Origin of the sequence: Ilyomonas limi, from assembly GCF_005233845.1 — a bacterium.
In the GTDB taxonomy this organism is placed as follows: domain Bacteria; phylum Bacteroidota; class Bacteroidia; order Chitinophagales; family Chitinophagaceae; genus Ilyomonas; species Ilyomonas limi.
The window spans coordinates 237,533-252,041 of sequence record NZ_SZQL01000005.1; the positions used below are offsets into that span (position 1 = coordinate 237,533).

A 14,509-nucleotide genomic window follows, 5' to 3' on the forward strand; every position below is an offset into this window, starting at 1 on the left:
ACAATGGCTGTAGAAAGAAATTTGCGAAAAACAAGAATAGGTACTGTAAGCAGCACCAAAATGGAAAAGACCATTACGGTTGCTGTGGAAAGAAAAGTAAAGCATCCTATTTATGGTAAATTCCTGAACAAAACCACCAAGTTTCACGCTCATGACGAAAAGAATGAGTGTACTGTGGGTGATGTGGTAAGAATCATGGAAACCCGTCCCCTCAGCAAAACAAAACGCTGGAGACTGGTGGAAGTAATTGAAAAAGCAAAGTAGTAAAAAACTACGAGCTACGAGCCCTGAGCTACGAGCCGTACTGTAGAAAATATATAGTTATTAATTGCTAAAGGCTTGCAGCTTGCAGCTAATAGCTCAAAGCTTATACAAATGATTCAGCAAGAAAGCAGGTTAAATGTAGCTGACAACAGCGGTGCCAAAGAAGTGCTTTGCATCCGGGTGTTAGGCAATTCCGGTCAGGACTATGCTAAAATAGGAGACAAGATTGTAGTAACCGTAAAGGACGCTTTGCCTGCTGGCGGTGTAAAAAAAGGTACGGTTTCTAAAGCAGTAATTGTACGTACTACCAACAAGCTTCGTCGTAAGGACGGATCTTACATCCGCTTTGATGATAATGCTGTGGTATTGTTAAATAATGCCGATGAGCCTCGTGGAACCCGCATTTTTGGACCTGTAGCCAGGGAATTGCGCGATAAAGGTTACATGAAGATTATTTCACTGGCACCAGAAGTATTATAATACGTATCTTTGCCGCCCTTTTGAAAAGCGGTAAGGTGTTGAATAACAAATAAAAAGGTTGACTCCTTTAAATAAAGCAACAATGAGCAACAGATTTAAACCTAAATACAATATTAAACGCGGCGACTCTGTAGTAGTAATTGCAGGGGACGATAAGGATTTAAAGAAACCGCGTCAGGTGCTGGAAGTTATCATAGACAAAGGTCGCGTGGTAGTGGAAGGTGTAAATATTGTAACAAAACATACCAAACCTTCCGCACAAAATACAAAGGGCGGCATCATTAAGAAAGAAGCTCCAATCGCTATCAGCAATGTAATGTTGTGGGATGCTAAAGCTGGTGCTCCTTCAAAAATCAAACGCAGCAGAGAAGGTGGTAAATTAGTTCGCATATTTAAAAAATCAGGGGAGGCAGTTAAATAATGAGCACTGAAAAATATACTCCGCGCCTCGCAGATAAGTACAAAAAAGAAGTTGTACCTGCATTGGTAAAAAAGTTTGGCTACAAAAGCGTAATGCAAACGCCTAAGCTGGAAAAGATTTCCATCAACAGGGGTGTAAACGGCGCTGTAGCTGACAAGAAATTAGTAGATGTTGCAGTGGATGAACTGACAAACATCACTGGTCAGAAAGCGGTTGCTACACAAAGTAAAAAAGACATTTCCAACTTTAAGTTGCGTAAAGGCATGCCTATCGGCGCACGTGTTACACTTCGTGGAGAAAAAATGTACGAATTTCTGGACCGTTTGATTTCTGTTGCTCTGCCCCGCGTTCGCGATTTTAAAGGCATTAGCGACAAGGCATTTGATGGTCGTGGCAACTATACTTTAGGTGTTACTGAGCAAATCATTTTTCCGGAAATTGATATTGATAAGGTGAATAAAATCACTGGTATGGATATCACGTTTGTAACTACAGCTCAAACAAACCAGGAAGCTTACGAATTGTTGAAGGAATTGGGTTTGCCTTTCAAAGGCATCAAAAAAGATAATCAATAAATTAATTAGTACACTGTAGTACTACACAATATAAGATTATGGCAAAAGAATCGATAAAAGCCAGAGAAAGAAAACGTCAGGCATTGGTAGATCAATATGCTGCAAAACGTGCCGCTTTAAAAGAAGCTGGTGATTATGCTGCTTTAGACCAATTGCCACGCAATGCTTCACCTGTCCGGTTGCACAACCGTTGCAAGCTCACCGGCCGTCCCAGAGGTTACATACGTTACTTCGGTTTATCGCGCAATATGTTTCGCGACATGGCATTGAATGGTAAAATTCCAGGTGTAAAGAAAGCAAGCTGGTAAGCTCTTTGCCCCTAAGGGGAATTGAAGCAAATAACATTAAACTTAATAATTTAAATAAAAACTTTTCGCTCCCTTTAGGGAGATGGAGGGCACAAAATAATGGTAACTGATCCTATAGCAGATTTCCTCACGAGAGTTAGAAATGCGCAGTTAGCCGGTCACAGGATTGTTGAAATTCCCGCGTCTAATTTGAAAAAACGTATCACTGAAATTCTTTACGAACAGGGATACATTTTAAAATACAAGTTCGAAGATGATGCGAAGCAAGGCTTGATAAAAATTGCCTTGAAATACGATCCCACTACAAAACAACCAGCTATCCGTTCATTGGAAAGAATCAGCCGTCCGGGGTTGCGTCAATACGCTAAGCCAGCCGATTTCCGTCGTGTAATCAATGGTTTGGGTATTGCTATCCTTAGCACGTCTAAAGGGGTTATGACCGATAAGCAAGCGAAGTCGCAGAATGTTGGCGGCGAAGTGCTTTGCTATATTGCATAAAGATTTGCCTGTAAGGCATCCGGCTATTCAAACGATAGTAGCAGGATTATAATGGATGAATGACAATTAAGTTTTCTATACGGTAACTGAACACATTCTTTCAATATCGTTTAACAGTAATAAAAATCTAAAAAAGTAATTATGTCACGTATAGGAAAAAAGCCAGTTACCCTACCGAAAGGCGTAACAGTTACGGTTGGGAAGGATAACGTGGTAACGGTAAAAGGACCTAAAGGCGAACTGAAACAAGCTATCGACAGGGATATTACCGTGGAAGTAAATGGTGACGAAATTAACATCACCCGTTCTACCGACCAGATTCGCCATCGCGCTATGCACGGTTTATACCGTTCTTTATTAGCTAATCTGGTAAAAGGCGTAACTGACGGCTACAAAAAAGATTTAGAATTAGTGGGTGTAGGTTACAAAGCAGCAAATACCGGCAACTTGTTAGACCTTTCTTTAGGTTATTCGCACAATATTGTTTTTGAAATACCTAAAGAATTGAAAGTTTCAACAGAAACTTTGAAAGGCCAGAATCCTAAAGTATTTCTGGAAGGAATAGACAAACAATTGTTAGGTCAGGTAGCTGCTAAATTAAGAAGTCTCCGTAAGCCAGAGCCTTACAAAGGTAAAGGCGTTAAATACACAGACGAAGTGGTTCGCCGTAAAGCTGGTAAAGCTGCCGGTAAATAAGCTTAATTACACAATAATGAGGCTTTCGGGCTTATTGTTTTATTTAAAAGATAATCGTTCACCTTTTCCTGGCAGTATCAGGAAAGCATACATACAATAATGAACACAAAAGGTATAAGAAGAGAGAAAATACATTACCGCATTCGTAAAAAGATTAGTGGTACTGGTCAAAAGCCACGTCTTTCTGTATTTCGCAGCAACACGGCTGTTTACCTGCAATTGATTGATGACGAAAGTGGTAAAACAATTACAGCTGCCTCTACAAAAGATAAAGATGTTGCAGCACAGGCTGGTACAAAGTCGGAAAAAGCTAAGCAGGCTGGTGCTGCTATTGCACGCAAAGCGGCAGAATTAGGTGTAACTGCAGCCGTGTTTGACAGAGGTGGATACTTGTATCATGGTCGCGTAAAAGCAGCCGCAGAAGGTGCAAGAGAAGGCGGACTGCAGTTTTAAACTGCTGACTTTTTCGGTATATACATTATAACTCATTTATTATAACTCGGTAAGATGTCAAAAGTAATTTCAAATAAAGTAAAAGCCGGCGGCGATGTAGAGCTGAAAGAAAAAGTAGTAGCCATAAACCGCGTGGTAAAAACCACAAAAGGTGGTCGTACTTTCTCTTTTTCTGCTCTTGTTGTTGTAGGCAACGAAAACGGCGTAGTTGGTCAGGGTTTGGGCAAAGCCAAAGAAGTACAGGAAGCTATTACCAAGGGTATTGAAGATGCCAAAAAGAACCTGATAAAAGTGCCGATAATGCATGGCACCATTCCACACGACCAATTAGGCAAAGAAGGTGCTGCTAAAGTATTAATAAAACCAGCGGCTCATGGTACTGGTGTGATTGCCGGTGGTAGTATGCGTGCGGTACTGGAAAGTGCTGGTATCACAGACGTATTGGCAAAAAGCCTTGGTTCCGCCAATCCGCACAATGTGGTAAAGGCTACATTGAAAGCATTAACTATGTTGCGCGAACCAGTAGAAGTGGCTAAAAATCGCAACATCCAGTTGAAAAAAGTATTCAACGGATAAATAGTCCCCTTTAAGGGAGTGAAAACAAATCATTACATCATTTACAATATTCCTGTAAAGGATTTTAGGCTATGACAAAAATTAAAATTACACAGGTAAAAAGCGGTATAGATAGGCCAGAGCGTCAAAAGAAAACGCTAAAGGCATTAGGTCTTACCAAATTGCATGCTACCAAAGAAGTAGAAGCTACACCGCAGGTACTTGGCATGGTGGGAAAAGTGAGCCACCTGATAAAAATTGAGGAAGTATTATAAGTTAATAAGATAGATTTGCAACCTGTTATAATAAAGCAAATCATACATCGTAAATTGTACATAATATTGCGAGGGGCGATTCCCCGTTAAGTCAAAATCAAATTAAATAATGAAACTGCACACATTAAAACCTGCAGAAGGTGCTACACACAAAGAAAAACGTTTAGGCCGCGGTGAAGCAAGTGGTAAAGGTGGTACTTCCACAAAAGGTAATAAAGGTGGACAAAGCCGTGCCGGTTACCAGCGGAAAAATGCACACGAAGGCGGTCAGATGCCCATTCAACGCCGCTTGCCAAAACGTGGCTTTAAAAATAACAACCGTATAGAATATAAAGTATTCAACCTTGGTCAAATTGAAGCGTTGAATGAAAAATACGCCTTCAACGAGTTTAGTCTTGAAAACCTGTATGTCAACGGATTGATTGGTAAAACAGACAAGGTAAAAATATTGGGAGATGGAGAATTAAAAACCGGTCTTGCCTTTAAAGTAAATGCGGTAAGTGCTAAGGCAAAAGAAGCTATAGAAGCAGCCGGTGGAAGTGTTGAGATTTTAAAATAATTTTTCCGATATTTGTGTAACCTGCCTGCCGGCAGACAGGCGCATCCATTTTAGCGATGCGTTTTTGCTTAAAGATATTCACCTTACAATCCACGATTAGTGAAAAAGTTTGTACAGACATTAAAGAACATCTGGAGTATTGAGGAGTTACGTACAAAAATTATTGTAACACTTGCTTTACTTTTTACCTACCGCTTAGGAAATGCTATTGTTCTTCCCGGCTTAGATCCCAACCGAATTCAGGAAGCGGCAAATAATGCGCAAGGCAATGGCTTATTAGGGCTGTTTGACTCTTTTGCAGGTGGTGGTTTTTCTCATGCTTCTATTTTAGCGTTAGGAGTAATGCCATATATTTCAGCTTCTATTTTTATGCAGTTGGCTACTATATTGGTTCCGCAGTTGCAAAAAATTCAGAAAGAAGGTGAGAGCGGCAGAAAGAAAATTAACCAATGGACACGTTATCTTACTGTAATCGTTACCTTATTTCAGGCGGGTGCTTATGTACAGTATTTAAAAACACCGGGCTATGCCGAAGCGTTAATTCCGGCTTATGCACCTTTCTTTTTTGCTTCTACATTAATAATACTTACAGCCGGTACTTTATTCGTGATGTGGCTTGGCGAAAAAATTCAGGATTCAGGATTAGGCAACGGTACTTCTATCATCATTATGATAGGTATATTAGCACGTTTGCCACAATCGTTGGTGCAGGAGTTTGATGCACGTCAAAACAAAGGTGGTGGCGGCTTACTTATCTTTTTAATTGAAATAGGTATCCTGATTGCTATTATTATGGGATTGATAGTGCTGGTACAAGGAGTAAGAAAAGTAACTGTTAACTATGCCAAACAAATTGTAGGCAACCGTCAGTACGGCGGCGCACGTCAGTTTCTGCCGTTGAAGGTAAACAGTGCCGGTGTAATGCCTATCATCTTTGCGCAGGCAATTATGTTCCTGCCTACCCTGGTTTCTTTTACCAGCTTAACAGAAAGCGCCAAAGGCGGCATCATCAGCATATTCAGCAATCACAGTAACCCATGGTATATGCTTATCTATGGTGTAATGGTAATTGCATTTACTTTTTTATACACTGCATTAATCTTCAATCCAAAGCAAATGAGCGAAGATCTGAAGCGTAATAATGGCTTTATTCCGGGCGTAAAACCTGGTCAGCCAACAGCCGATTATATCGGCGCTATCATGGATAAGATTACCTTGCCAGGCGCCATCTTATTGGCTTTCGTGGGTATTTTCCCCGGTTTTGCAGAGTTATTAGGTGTACAGGCAGAGTTCAGCACCTTCTTTGGTGGTACCTCACTGCTGATTATGGTAGGGGTAATACTTGATACTTTGCAACAGATAGAAACGCACCTGCTGATGCGCCAATACGATGGATTGATGAAAGGCGGACGCCTGCAGGGCAGGCAAACTGCGCCAATTTCTTACTAAGAAGTTGCATCAGGAAGAGCGTTTAATTAAACACATTTTATACAAAACCTGTTAGAGAACTTCTGACAGGTTTTTTTATATAAGAATAATAATGGGCAGACCAAAGAATATGATTATTTACAAAACAGATGCAGAAATAGGCTTAATGCAACAAAGCGCACAACTGGTAAGTAAAACCCTGACAGAAGTTGCAAAAGTGCTGAAGCCTGGCGTTACCACCATGGAGCTGGATAAGCTTTGTGAGGAATTTGTGCGCGACCACAATGCCATTCCTTCTTTTAAGAACTACAAGGGCAGTTATCCTTACAGTATCTGCGCATCTATTAATGATGTGGTGGTGCATGGCTTTCCCAATAATGAGCCGCTGAAAGAAGGCGATATTGTTTCTATCGATCTGGGGGTAATACTAAACGGCTGGCATGGCGATCATGCCTATACATTTATTTTAGGTGATGTAAGCGAAGACGTGTTGAAACTTGTACGCATTACAAAGGAATCTTTATACAAAGGCATTGAAAAAGCAATAGCAGGCAATCGGCTTGGCGATATTTCGTATGCTATACAGGAGCATACCGAAAAGAAAAATGGCTATGGAGTGGTACGCGAACTGGTAGGGCATGGTTTGGGCAGAAGTCTGCACGAAGATCCACAAATGCCTAACTATGGTAAACGTGGCAATGGGCCGAAAATGCACGAAAATATGGTATTGGCAATAGAGCCGATGATTAACCTGGGTACACGCGAAGTATATACTGACAGAGATGGCTGGACCGTGCGCACAAGTGACGGTAAACCTTCTGTACACTTTGAACACGATGTATGTGTAAAGCGCAACAAAGCACTAATTTTATCGGATTATAGCATTATAGAAGCAGCAGAAAAAGCTAATTCCTACCTAAATACAAGTTATTACTAAGAAGCATCTCTTGTCACGAAGGCTCAAAGACACATATTAAACAATATGTGTCTTTGAGCCTTCGTAGCGATTTTATTACATGGAGAACAAAGGCAAAACATTAATTGTAATTGGTGGGGGAGCTGCAGGCTTTTTTTGTGCTGTAAATGCCGCTAAAAATAATCCTACGCTCAACGTAATTATTACAGAAAAAAGTAGCAAATTATTAAGCAAAGTAAAAGTGAGTGGTGGTGGCAGATGTAATGTAACCCATCACTGCTTTGGGATAGAGGAATTAATAAAAAAATATCCGCGTGGTCAGCATTTCCTTAAAAAGGCTTTCCATCATTTTAACACAGCACATACCATACAATGGTTTGAAGAACGCGGTATCACATTAAAAGCCGAGGCAGATGGGCGCATGTTTCCACAGAGCAATACCTCGCAAACCATTATAGATTGTTTACTGAAAGAAGCAAACAAGTATAATGTGGAAATAATAATGAATGCTGATGTAAAACAAATAAGCAAAGTAAACTTTGTTTTCCAATTACAGCTTGCAGGTGGCAGGCACTTACTGGCGGATTACGTTTGTGTTGCATGTGGTGGTTTTTCCAAACCGGAACATTTTCAATGGCTGCAACAATTAGGACATAGTTTTGAATCTGCGGTGCCTTCTCTTTTTACATTCAATATGCCAGGCAACAGTATTACGGCCCTTATGGGGGTGAGTGTAGAACAGGCAATTGTAAAAATTACCGGTACTAAATTGTTGCAGGAAGGGCCTGTTTTAATTACGCATTGGGGCTTAAGTGGACCTGCAGTACTCAAGTTATCGGCGTATGCTGCAAGAGAATTAGCACAGGAAGGATACAATTTTTCGATACTTATCAACTGGTTGCCGCAGTACAACGAGCAGACTTTAAAAACAAAATGGCAGTTATTACGCAATCAATTAGCAACGCAGGCAATAGGTAGTAAAAATCCTTTTCATTTGGCTGCCCGCTTATGGCAATATTTTTTGCAGCAGGCAGCTATTCCTGTTGAAACGCGCTGGTCTGCCATAACTGCTAAGCAGCAAAACAAGCTCATTCAAACACTGGTTGCACAATCCTTTGAGGTAAAGGGTAAAACCACTTTTAAAGAAGAATTTGTAACCTGTGGCGGTATTAAACTATCTGAGATAAATGCTTCTACGATGCAGAGCCGTATAGTATCCAATTTATTTTTTGCTGGTGAAATAATGGACGTAGATGGTATTACCGGAGGCTTCAATTTTCAACATGCCTGGACAAGCGGCTGGATTGCTGCAAAGGCAATTGCCGAAGTACTTTAACTATAAAGACGCTAAGACGAAGGAGTACAAAGAACAAAAGCATTTGCTTCGTGAAACTTCACGTCTTAGCCGTTACGCTTGCCTTCGCAAAAATAAAATTCTAACTATCTTCCCTTCAACCTGAATACATTTGTATTAAACAGAGTTTATGCTTGAGCCCTGGCGCACCGGTAAAGTAATTAAGATAGAAAATGCTACGTTTAATACGCGTCGCTTCTGGATAGAGATCCAGGGCGTGGAAGTATTTCATTTTAAACCCGGACAATTTGTAACGCTTGATTTACCTATTTCCGAAAAGCGCAACAAACGCTGGCGCAGCTATTCTATTGCTTCGTACCCTGATGGCAGCAATGTAATTGAACTCGTAATTGTACTGCTGGAAGGCGGGCTGGGAAGCAATTATTTATTCAATCAAATAATTGTAGGCAGTGAACTGACGTTGCGTGGTCCGCAAGGGGTATTCGTATTGCCGGAAGTGTTGGATAAAGATTTATTTTTAATATGTACCGGCACGGGCATAGCACCATTTCGCTCGATGGTGCATTATATTCATCTACATAATATCCCATACCGGAACATCTATCTTATTTTTGGTACCCGCTATTTAAGTGATTGCTTATACAAAGAAGAATTGGAACAGTTAGCAACGCAGATGAAAGGCTTCTATTATTTGCCTACTTTCTCCCGCGAAGACAATACCTTACAAGATATTCATCACGGCTATGTGCATCATTTATACGAAGAAATAGTAGTAAAAGAGAAGAAACCAGCCGCTAAGTTTTACTTATGTGGCTGGAAGAATATGATTGATGAGGCAAAGGAAAAGATTGTAGCCTTAGGCTACGATAAACACGATATACATTTGGAATTGTATGGGTAGAATCCTTCGCTACAGACAAGAGAAAAAATAGAGGCTTCGCAGAGATAAGAGATAACTTGAAAACAAACCGCCATCAAGATGAGATATTCAATAAAACCTTTCAGGTTTATGTACCAAAAACAGAATAGTTAACCGAGCAACATCTTACAGGTATATAAAATCAGTTTGCCATCTCAATAGCGATTTGGCATGAAAACAAAATGGTTACGGATTAGTAGTCCGGAACCATTTTCATTATAATAATACTCCATAATAATACTCCGCATAGACTCTTTAAGCTCCTGTTCTTTGCAGTGAAAAATCAAGCTCCAATCAACGCAAACACCTTTGCCTTAATATCAGCAATATTAATTCTTTCCTGTTGCATTGTATCGCGATAACGGATGGTTACCGTATTATCTTCTTTGGTTTGATGATCTATGGTAATGCAGAACGGTGTACCAATTGCATCCTGACGACGATAACGCTTGCCAATCGTATCCTTCTCCTCATAAAAACATCTGAAATGCGGCTTACACATATTCATAATACTGCGGGCCACATCGGGTAAGCCATCCTTTTTAGTAAGTGGCAAAATAGCGAGTTTTATTGGCGCCAGTACCGGCGGTATGCGCATTACCACGCGGCTGTCGTTGCTGCCATCATCTTTAATCAGTGTTTCTTCTTCGTAACTGTTGCTTAATATCAGTAAAAACATTCTATCCAAACCAATAGATGTTTCTATCACGTACGGCACATAATGCTGGTTCAACTCCGTATCAAAATACGTCATCTTTTTGCCGCTGTATTGCTGGTGCTGACTTAAGTCGAAATTACTGCGCGAATGAATACCTTCCACCTCCCTAAAACCCATCGGGAAATTGTATTCAATATCACAGGCTTCCTTGGCATAATGCGCCAGTTTGGTATGGTCGTGATAGCGGTACTCGCTGGCGGGAATGCCCAGGCTTAAATGCCATTGCAGGCGCGCCTCTTTCCAGTATTGATACCAATCGCCTTCAGAGCCGGGACGTACAAAATATTGCATTTCCATTTGCTCAAACTCACGCATACGGAAGATAAACTGGCGCGCTACAATCTCGTTGCGAAAAGCCTTACCAATTTGTGCAATACCAAACGGAATCTTCATGCGTGCCGACTTTTGCACGTTGAGGAAATTGACAAAAATACCTTGCGCCGTTTCGGGGCGCAGGTAAATGGTATCTGCCTCTTCCGTTACAGAACCCAACTGAGTAGAAAACATCAGGTTGAACTGGCGAATGTCTGTCCAGTTGCAAGTGCCACTAACCGGGTCAACAATGTTATTATCTTCAATCAATTGCTTCAAAGCAACATAATCGTCCTTTGCGAGCAACTGCTCCATATTTTTCAGTAAGGCATACTCTTCTTCTTTTTTGCCTTCCATCGCCAGCTTATCGGCATGTGCCTCTATCAGGTGATCTACACGGTAGCGCTTTTTACTGTCTTTGTTATCAATCATCGGGTCGCTGAAGTTGTCCACGTGCCCGCTAGCTTTCCAGGTAGTAGGATGCATAAAAATAGCGGCATCAATGCCTACAATATTTTCGTGCAGTTGTGTCATGCTCTTCCACCAATAGTCCTTAATATTTTTCTTCAGCTCGCTGCCCCATGGACCATAATCGTACACGGCACTCAAGCCATCGTATATTTCGCTGCTGGGGAAAATAAAACCATATTCTTTAGCATGGGCAATAATTGCCTGCAGTTTGTTGTCTTGTTGTACGCTCATAGGGCGGCAAAAATAATGAGAAGATTGTTCTTTGCTGCAAATAAAACATGGATAGGGTAGAAGCTATTTAATATATTGAATAAGGATTTGGGCTTGGAACATTCGGTTAAATGTTGAACTTTTATTAGCTCGCTCTTTAATTTATTTAGCTCTGGATCACCTGATTCATTTTTGAATTTTGGTAAATTCAAAATATATGTAACTGTTCTTGAGCTTTTAAACAATAATCCAATATTTTGTTGTTTTTTCATCGAGTGCATGAGGGCTTCTTACCTATCAAGCTATAGATGTCGAGTTCACCAAACCTGGACGATATTTTCACTGCTTGAGGAAAGGTTTAATTTATTAAACCCTCCTCAATAAAAACGCCGACGAGGTTTAAACCTCGTCGGCGTTAAATATAATTATTGCAAACTTTTTACTTTATCAGTGTTTGCTCTAATAATTCTTCCAGGTTATTCAAACCCATAGTAAAGCCGCCTTCAAAGCCCATAGCCATTAATTGTTGCATATCGGCTTCGGTTGCAAATGTAATTTCAACCACCACATCTGTCCCGCCATTACTTGCCTTAAACTCATTTTTCCAATTGCTTTTTTGAAAATCCGGGCTAGGGTTGCCGTTTTCATCGCAAAAGAAATCCAATGCCTCAAAGCTGCTGCCGGGATTGATTTTTATAAAATCCACTTTTGACCAATGTTTGGTGTCGTCCGGCCCCACCATCGCGTAGTGCCAATAACCGCCTTCTCTAAAATCCATCGTTTTGGTTTCTGCTCGCCAGGGTTTGGGTGCCCACCATTGGTCTAAAAGGTCGCTTTCCGTCCAGGCGCGCCATACTTGTTCCGGCGCAGCATCAAAATGTCTGATAATCGTGATTTTCTTGTTGGGCAAATCTTTGCTGATTTGCAGTTGGTTGTTCGTTGCCATGTTATTGGGGTTTTATTTGGTTTAAAACTTTTTCCAAATTGTTGAAGCGGCTTTCCCATTGCTGGCGGAATTGCTCCAGCCATATATCTACTTCTTTCATTTTTTGAGGATTGAAGTGATAGTAGATTTCTCTGCCGTTCTGTTCTTGTTTAAGAAGCTGGCATTCCGTAAGAATTTTAATGTGTTTGGATATGGCTTGCCGGCTGCTGTCAAAATGTTCTGCAATAGCATTGGGCGTCATTGCCTGTAAGGCAATTAAGCTGATGATTGCCCGTCTTGTCGGATCGGCAATTGCCTGAAATACATCTCGTCTCATACCTTCTTCTTTTTGCAACTGTTCGGTTGCAAATATATGTGCAACTATTTGGTTGCGCAAAATTTATTTTCAATTATTTATTTAATAATGGTTGTTATTTTAAAAAGCAGTTTTCTAATACGATTTTCAAATAAGTAGCATAATATACTGCCTATCTCAAAACTCGTAGTTCAACGCTTGCCGCCTATATAAGGTAACCTAATTGAAAGTGGTATAACTGCTTACAAGCGTATAGGTTAGTGGGGAATTTATTTCAAATATTCATCAGTCTTTCAATAAAAACGCTGACAGGACTCTGAACCCTGCCAGCGTTACACTTGCTTTAAACATTAATCATTAAAGTTTTGTGCCCCTTATTTTAAGTTATATATCAAGTCTAAAATTTAGAAAAATTTATTCGCTGCTACCAGCTGTCGTTGCAAAAATATTTTGCGGGCAATTTCCTGCTCGGTGGCATCAATTTTTAATACAGTACCAATCGTTTTCAACAACTCTTCCTCTCCAAATTCCAGCGCTTCATCACTTAAGCCCAACTCTAAACAATAGGAATACACTGCCAGTTCGCTCGTAGGGTTTATCTGGCTAATGAGGTCTTGTATATATTGCCGTTCATCTGCAATGGTGTCTTTGTAAGACCTGTAATGCACCAGTTCGTCTTTGAAGTTGAGGTCTTTCTGTAAGCCCAGTGTTACAAATTTTGCAGATACACTATCTATTTCTGCTTCGCTGAAGTTGCCATCTCTAAAGCAGCAGTGCAAAAACAAGTGGCAAACTGCTTTATCCGCTGTGTCTATGTAGGTGTTATACATCATTGGTTTATTTTGTTGTGAGTATAAACAAGGATAATGCCGGGAGATTTTTGTTGTTTAAAGTTCACAGGTTTAAAGTCGGAAGTTCATGAGTTCGCAAGTTTACGGGTTCGCGAGTTGGGGTGAAAGGGTATATAATTAATACTTATTTATTGAACTTACAATTCCGCATTATTCCAAACTCAAACGTTGAATATGAAACTAACTTTCCTCATGTATCAACAGCAACGGAATATGGCTGTGAAAAGCCAGTAACTTGGTATAGCTATGATGAAATAAGCTTTGGAAAAAGCCATACTTTTTTGGAATGGCTATTATCAGATCAATGTTGTGTTGTGCTGCAAATAGATCAACTGTTTCTTTAAAATTATCGTGTTGTATTGTATGATAATCGGCTGCAACGTCGTGTAATAAATTCTTTAAAATTGCGGCTTGCTGTAAATGCTCCTGTGTTTCTGCATTAGCATCTACATGCAATACATGCAGGTGCGCATTGGTAGCACCAAGTATGTTTTTGAGTGATGCTACAGGTACGCTTTCCGCTACATTTTTGTAATCGCAGGTAAATAAGATTTGTTGTATAGGCCTGTATGCTGCATTACGTGGCACAATGATTACCGGTGTTATAACATGTTTGGCTACATCCAGGCTGTTGCTGCCCACCAATGCTTCACTCAATCCATCTGCTTCGGAAATGCCCATTACAATCAATGCAATGTTCTGCGACCGACAAATTTCTGCAACACCTTCGGACAGTAAATTAAATTCGCTAATGGTTTCCACTGCAATATCGCTGCCGTAGGATTCGGTGATTTCCTGCTTTAATCTTTCTAAATGTACTTTATTGCTTTCTGTCAGACTCTCCATGTCGTACAAGCCTAAGGTATTAAAGTTACCATCGGTAGTGATGCTTATAGAATCTGCAGGCACCGGTGGTTGAAAGGCATTGTACAAAATGATTTTATCGGCTTCTATTTGTTTTGCTAAACCTAATGCATAATGAAGTGCATTTTTGGCAGCATCAGAATAATCAACCGGAACAAGCATATTTTTCATGAAGGAAGT

Annotated in this window: 20 protein-coding genes; 15 read left to right on the forward strand and 5 right to left on the reverse strand. The window is 40.4% G+C overall.

Annotated elements, in window-relative coordinates; translation table 11 throughout:
- Positions 1–3: 3 nt before the first annotated feature.
- The 15 genes from rpsQ to FC093_RS08655 all read left to right on the forward strand — a co-directional run bounded on the left by rpsQ (position 4) and on the right by FC093_RS08655 (position 9,644).
- Positions 4–264: a 30S ribosomal protein S17 gene (rpsQ, locus tag FC093_RS08585; RefSeq protein WP_137261357.1), complete on the forward strand. Its 261-nt coding sequence runs from the start codon at positions 4–6 to the stop codon at positions 262–264.
- Between the two features lie 111 nt (positions 265–375).
- On the forward strand, positions 376–744 hold the full coding sequence (gene rplN, locus FC093_RS08590) for a 50S ribosomal protein L14 (protein ID WP_137261358.1): 369 nt from the start codon (positions 376–378) through the stop codon (positions 742–744).
- An 82-nt stretch (positions 745–826) separates the two neighbouring features.
- Positions 827–1,165 (forward strand): 50S ribosomal protein L24, encoded by a 339-nt coding sequence (rplX, locus tag FC093_RS08595; RefSeq protein ID WP_137261359.1) that lies wholly within the window; start codon positions 827–829, stop codon positions 1,163–1,165.
- A complete protein-coding gene (gene rplE, locus FC093_RS08600; protein ID WP_137261360.1) occupies positions 1,165–1,740 on the forward strand; it encodes a 50S ribosomal protein L5 in 576 nt (191 codons plus the stop codon). Before rplX ends, rplE begins: the two co-directional genes overlap by 1 nt.
- 38 nt (positions 1,741–1,778) lie before the next feature.
- Positions 1,779–2,048: a 30S ribosomal protein S14 gene (gene rpsN / locus FC093_RS08605; protein WP_137261361.1), complete on the forward strand. Its 270-nt coding sequence runs from the start codon at positions 1,779–1,781 to the stop codon at positions 2,046–2,048.
- 99 nt (positions 2,049–2,147) lie between these two features.
- Complete coding sequence (gene rpsH, locus FC093_RS08610) at positions 2,148–2,546, forward strand: 30S ribosomal protein S8 (RefSeq protein ID WP_137261362.1); 399 nt, start codon at positions 2,148–2,150, stop codon at positions 2,544–2,546.
- Positions 2,547–2,687: 141 nt separating this feature from the next.
- Complete coding sequence (gene rplF / locus FC093_RS08615) at positions 2,688–3,242, forward strand: 50S ribosomal protein L6 (RefSeq protein WP_137261363.1); 555 nt, start codon at positions 2,688–2,690, stop codon at positions 3,240–3,242.
- Positions 3,243–3,341: 99 nt separating this feature from the next.
- Entirely contained in the window at positions 3,342–3,695 is a 354-nt protein-coding gene (rplR, locus tag FC093_RS08620; protein WP_137261364.1) for a 50S ribosomal protein L18, read from the forward strand.
- Between the two features lie 54 nt (positions 3,696–3,749).
- The gene (rpsE, locus tag FC093_RS08625) at positions 3,750–4,271 is read left to right on the forward strand and encodes a 30S ribosomal protein S5 (RefSeq protein ID WP_137261365.1); all 522 of its coding nucleotides are present in this window, start codon (positions 3,750–3,752) and stop codon (positions 4,269–4,271) included.
- Between the two features lie 71 nt (positions 4,272–4,342).
- On the forward strand, positions 4,343–4,525 hold the full coding sequence (gene rpmD / locus FC093_RS08630; RefSeq protein WP_137261366.1) for a 50S ribosomal protein L30: 183 nt from the start codon (positions 4,343–4,345) through the stop codon (positions 4,523–4,525).
- A 109-nt stretch (positions 4,526–4,634) separates the two neighbouring features.
- Positions 4,635–5,084: a 50S ribosomal protein L15 gene (gene rplO, locus FC093_RS08635; RefSeq protein ID WP_137261367.1), complete on the forward strand. Its 450-nt coding sequence runs from the start codon at positions 4,635–4,637 to the stop codon at positions 5,082–5,084.
- A gap of 99 nt (positions 5,085–5,183) precedes the next feature.
- Positions 5,184–6,533: a preprotein translocase subunit SecY gene (gene secY / locus FC093_RS08640; RefSeq protein ID WP_137261368.1), complete on the forward strand. Its 1,350-nt coding sequence runs from the start codon at positions 5,184–5,186 to the stop codon at positions 6,531–6,533.
- 91 nt (positions 6,534–6,624) lie between these two features.
- A complete protein-coding gene (gene map, locus FC093_RS08645) occupies positions 6,625–7,449 on the forward strand; it encodes a type I methionyl aminopeptidase (RefSeq protein ID WP_240743244.1) in 825 nt (274 codons plus the stop codon).
- A 79-nt stretch (positions 7,450–7,528) separates the two neighbouring features.
- A complete protein-coding gene (locus FC093_RS08650; RefSeq protein WP_137261369.1) occupies positions 7,529–8,764 on the forward strand; it encodes a BaiN/RdsA family NAD(P)/FAD-dependent oxidoreductase in 1,236 nt (411 codons plus the stop codon).
- A 148-nt stretch (positions 8,765–8,912) separates the two neighbouring features.
- A complete protein-coding gene (locus FC093_RS08655; RefSeq protein ID WP_137261370.1) occupies positions 8,913–9,644 on the forward strand; it encodes a ferredoxin--NADP reductase in 732 nt (243 codons plus the stop codon).
- Between the two features lie 301 nt (positions 9,645–9,945).
- Here the strand turns inward: FC093_RS08655 and FC093_RS08660 are convergent, their stop codons facing one another.
- The 5 genes from FC093_RS08660 to FC093_RS08685 form a co-directional block, all read right to left on the reverse strand.
- Positions 9,946–11,394, reverse strand: a complete 1,449-nt coding sequence (locus tag FC093_RS08660) for a glycine--tRNA ligase (protein WP_137261371.1) — start codon at positions 11,392–11,394, stop codon at positions 9,946–9,948.
- A gap of 418 nt (positions 11,395–11,812) precedes the next feature.
- Positions 11,813–12,319 carry an SRPBCC family protein gene (locus FC093_RS08670; protein ID WP_137261373.1) on the reverse strand — a complete coding sequence of 169 codons (507 nt, stop codon included), beginning with the start codon at positions 12,317–12,319 and terminating at the stop codon, positions 11,813–11,815.
- A gap of 1 nt (position 12,320) precedes the next feature.
- Positions 12,321–12,635: an ArsR/SmtB family transcription factor gene (locus FC093_RS08675; protein WP_137261374.1), complete on the reverse strand. Its 315-nt coding sequence runs from the start codon at positions 12,633–12,635 to the stop codon at positions 12,321–12,323.
- 383 nt (positions 12,636–13,018) lie between these two features.
- Positions 13,019–13,447: a TerB family tellurite resistance protein gene (locus tag FC093_RS08680; protein ID WP_137261375.1), complete on the reverse strand. Its 429-nt coding sequence runs from the start codon at positions 13,445–13,447 to the stop codon at positions 13,019–13,021.
- Between the two features lie 198 nt (positions 13,448–13,645).
- On the reverse strand, positions 13,646–14,500 hold the full coding sequence (locus tag FC093_RS08685; RefSeq protein WP_137261376.1) for a universal stress protein: 855 nt from the start codon (positions 14,498–14,500) through the stop codon (positions 13,646–13,648).
- Positions 14,501–14,509 lie beyond the last annotated feature (9 nt).